The sequence below is a fragment of the Rhodococcus sp. BH5 genome, assembly GCF_027583855.1.
GTDB classification, from domain to species: Bacteria; Actinomycetota; Actinomycetes; order Mycobacteriales; family Mycobacteriaceae; genus Rhodococcus_F; species Rhodococcus_F qingshengii.
The window spans coordinates 1-4,072 of record NZ_JAJHVW010000052.1; the positions used below are offsets into that span (position 1 = coordinate 1).

The 4,072-nt window shown below is 56.0% G+C and carries 3 protein-coding genes; 1 reads left to right on the top strand and 2 read right to left on the bottom strand.

The window, feature by feature from the left end; genetic code table 11:
- Together RhoBH5_RS32320 and RhoBH5_RS32325 are read right to left on the bottom strand one after the other, a co-directional pair.
- Window positions 1-2,140: RCC1 domain-containing protein (locus RhoBH5_RS32320; protein ID WP_270009608.1), on the bottom strand; the 2,140-nt coding region annotated here is incomplete at its 3' end.
- Window positions 2,141-2,493: 353 nt separating this feature from the next.
- Window positions 2,494-3,069, bottom strand: a complete 576-nt coding sequence (locus RhoBH5_RS32325) for an alternate-type signal peptide domain-containing protein (protein WP_270009609.1) — start codon at window positions 3,067-3,069, stop codon at window positions 2,494-2,496.
- Window positions 3,070-3,242: 173 nt separating this feature from the next.
- Here RhoBH5_RS32325 and RhoBH5_RS32330 point away from each other — a divergent pair, with 173 nt between their 5' ends.
- Window positions 3,243-3,569 (top strand): hypothetical protein, encoded by a 327-nt coding sequence (locus tag RhoBH5_RS32330; protein ID WP_270009610.1) that lies wholly within the window; start codon window positions 3,243-3,245, stop codon window positions 3,567-3,569.
- Window positions 3,570-4,072: the final 503 nt, after the last annotated feature.

Genomic DNA, 4,072 nt, shown 5'->3' on the forward strand with positions numbered 1-4,072 from the left:
CATAAGATTCCGTAGACGTTTCAGGTTTGGAGTCGAAACTCGTTGTAGGTCGACAATTGGAGTCAGGTGTGGGTTCCGGTTCAAAAGTGGATGTTTCCTCTTCCAACGGTTTTTCAGATTCGGCCGTCTGTATGGGAGGTGTCGTGTGTACGGGCGAGGGCGAGGTCGCCTGTACAGACGAGGGCGAGGTCGGCTGTATGGGAGGTGTCGTGTGTACGGGCGAGGGCGAGGTCGCCTGTACAGACGAGGGCGAGGTCGGCTGTATGGGAGGTGTCGTGTGTACGGGCGAGGACGGGATTGCTCGATCAGTCTGGGGTTCCGGGACGCGGAGCATTGGCGCGACGACGTTGCGTGTCGACGGTGTCGATAGTGGGGTGGGGTTGCCCTCTGAATCCACACCAGTGCCGTCACGGTACAGATTGGTGAGAGTGATCCGGGATACAGTGCCGGTGGTGCTGATGTAATTGGCGGTCGAGTTGTTGCCCAGACCCCATCTACCGCCGTATCCGCGGCCGTAGATCATGGTCCCAGCCTTATTGAGGTAAAGGCTAAGGTCATAGTTCCCGGTGATGATGGCGACATCAGACGCAATCGGGGATTGAACTGGAGTGGCTTGGGAGGTGGTGTTACCAATAAACAGGGAGTCGTAGCTGTTGTAGCCCCACGACCACAAGGACCCATCGGTGTATACCACTTGGCCATAATCAAATCCGGCGTTGACCTGCACCACAGCCTTCCCACTGGGAAGGTTCCCAATTCTGGTCGGAACAGTCACATCGGAGGTAGAGGCCCCAGTATTAGGGTTGGCACGGTAGTTTGCGTTCGCCCCCCAACCGTAAACCTCGCCATCCGATGTGGCGGCGAGCATGAAATCGTAGCCGGCAGATACTTTGGTGACGCCGATTAGGCCTGGAACTACCGAGGGCAGCGTGGGCGCGCCAGTTGAAGTGCTGGTAGTGCCGTTGCCATTTTGGCCGTGCCAGTTTGATCCCCACACCACCGCCAAGCCATCTGCTGTACGCGCGATACCGCCGTACAGCCCCATCGAAATGTCTGTGACACCGCTGATCCCGCTCAGTTGAGGGGATTGGTAGGTCGTGGCGTTTCCCAGGCCGAGTGCACCATAGTCGCCATTCCCCCATACATAGACTGCTCCGTCTGCGGCGAGGGCAGCCACCGAGTGGTTGAACGCGTCGACTTTGATGATGGAAGCATTTCCGGGGAAGGTGATCCGCGTCGGTGTCGGAGAATTTCCGCCCTCTCCGTTACCCAGCTGTCCTGAGGCATCAGCACCGAACGAGTAAACACTGCCATCATCCATGACAACGAAAGATGCTTCAGCGGCAGCAGCAACCGACACAGCCTTCCTGCCTGCCGGGAGGTTGGTGATCTGTATCGGGATTCCTTGGATTCCATCGGCTGCACCGCGGTTTTCGCCGTAGTTGTTGGCACCCCAACTCCAGGGGCGCCCACGAGAGTCGAGGGCTATCACGTTGTAGTAAGCAACTTCGACCTGCACAAGGTTCCATACGCTGATGTCACGCTTTCCCTGGGCATCTGCGGACAGCCCGCCGCTGTCGGTCACCGACCCTGTGAGCGAGTAATTGCCAGGAAGGCCCGCGTTGAACGTAGGCACACTGGTGACCTGCACTTTGTCGGTGAGATCACCGTCCTCTGCGTCGTCAGCGCTGAAGAAGGACTTGAGGTACGCGGACTCGCCGAGCTGACCAGCACCTGTATCACCCACCTGGTCGGCGAACGGTGTGAAATCGAGGGCCGAGTCCCCCCGGTCGTCAGCGCTGTACAGAGGCATCACAGTGGGGGGACTGTTGGAAGAACCAGTCACAACAGCTGGAAGGACCAAGTTTTCTGAGTCATGCCAAGACGTTCCGGAGCTAAGTGTCACAACGATCTCGGACAGGTCAATGATCTCTCCGCTCAGCCGGGCGTCGACGGCTGCAGAGACAGTCATCGTCACCGTCGCGTTCTGGCTTTCCTCGGAAACCGTGACCGAGGCCGAACTCGACGACACGGCGATCTGGCTGATGAGCTCGTCGGGGATCGACCATCCGCTGGCGTCAAGTACAGGGTTCAGCGTGGTACCAGTGACCCGAACTGTGATCGGAATACTGATGGTCACTGTCTGCCCCGCCTCAAGGACCTGCACTGCAGGATCAAACTCCGTCTCCCCTCTCCAATAGGAGGGTTCACCAGTGAATTCGATGTCCACAGTTCCCGAGGCGATATCCCCACCGGGTGACGAATCGCTGTCATTCCATAGCGCGTATGCCTCAAAGCCGCCGACTACGAGCAGTAGTGCAGTAAAAAGAAAGGAAAGGAGTCGAGCGGTGTGCCCTAACTGGCCACTCCGATACTCTGAACCCTGTTTCACGGTCCTGTATCTCCCCTGATAGATACGATGCTTTTGAAGTTATATGCGGGGTTTCTCGCGAACGTAGCACCCAAACATCTCAGCAAAAAGTGTAGGTTTGATCAGTTGGCGAGCTGATTGAGTCGGAACGTCATATCTTCCAGCGACACAGCGTTGCTCAGATCCTGGCCGACCTGGTTGGGAATGGTGTCACTGAACGTCACCGTCACTGTGACCGGATAGTCTCCTGTCGTAGCTATAGCGGCACCACCACTGGTCACAACCGTGACGTAGTCCGCTAAAGGTGTCGCGATCGTGTAACTTGCATCGTCGACAACCAATTCGGCCTTCATGTCGCTACCAACGACAGTGACGCTTACCGTTGCCTGATACTCAAGGATGTCACCAGGAGAAACCTTGAAGGTGGAGATGTCAATGGGTGTTCCCGGAACAGTGCCACCGTCGTTGCCGTCGGTGTCGTCCTTGTAGATCCACTGTTCATTACTGATTTCGGTAATGTCGAGGATGCCCGTATTTATATTTCCGCCAGCAGAGCCGGTCTGGGAATCACTCCATAGCGAGAATGCCCCGAATCCTCCAAGCAATAATGCGGTGGCAACCGCTATGGCAAGACCAGCGCGAAACATGAATCCACGGCGCCGCTTCTTACGGTCGATGTCCTCATTATCGGTTACCATCTCGGATTTTCCTGACTCTTGTACGAGTATTGGTCGCGACACTCTTGGATTTCTTTAATTCATCTTTTATTAATTTTCTCTAATTTAGATCGTTATTGAGCATAAGTACGAGCTAGGTCATCGTCAATCAGTTGCTCGCAAGACGGGACTTTTAGTGACCTTAGCATGCCGCAGTGTCTGATTACAGTGCGTTTCCGATCACTGGCGGCGCAACCGTTCGACTTCGAGGAAGTCAAAGGTTCACCGCTACAGAGGTTTTCGATCTCCAGAACAAGCGTGATACTCAACGGCAGCTTGGTCAGCAGTCGACCGTTTCGCGTGACAACGAAATCAATCCTTTCGTGTCTGCGTCCCTGAACGAAGCCAGTCGATCCACCCGGCTGGTCGTCAATACCGCCAGGTGGGTCCAGCGCGCCCAGCCGTGGGGGCTGGGCGCACGATGGGGAGCGGATCAGGCCAGTAACAGGTTCTGGAATCCCGCTCAGCAGAAGACGGTGTGACCCCACACGTTTCACCGACTCGCAGAATGAGTCAATACCGCAATAATAGGTAGCTCGGCACCCTCTATCGTAGAGGAAACTAAATCTCCTATTGTCGAAAATTTTGCCATACATCTGTGGCACCTCGAACATTAGGGGCGTCTTGCCGAACAATGCGGGAGGCAAAGGTCCCGATAATGAAATATGTTGCAGGCCAACATTTTCGGCGATTTACCCTGCCTCGCTCCGTAGCCTTCGACAGTTGCGTCTCGGCAAGGGTTCAGGGGCCCTGCGTACAGTCGCAGGTCAGAGATCGCGCCCGGACTGGGGAGTAGGTCAAACATGTATCCCGCGGACGCGGTATCGCGATTTCCATTCCTGCTTCACTCGACTGACGAGCTCTCCGTCAGGTTATCTATTTGATTCCTGCGGCATCGAGGACCGATTGCGGGCTCCCGCACAGTTCGGTGCTGTCGATCGCATTGCCCTCACCGGTATGACCTGTGTATTCCAGGAGTCCTTGC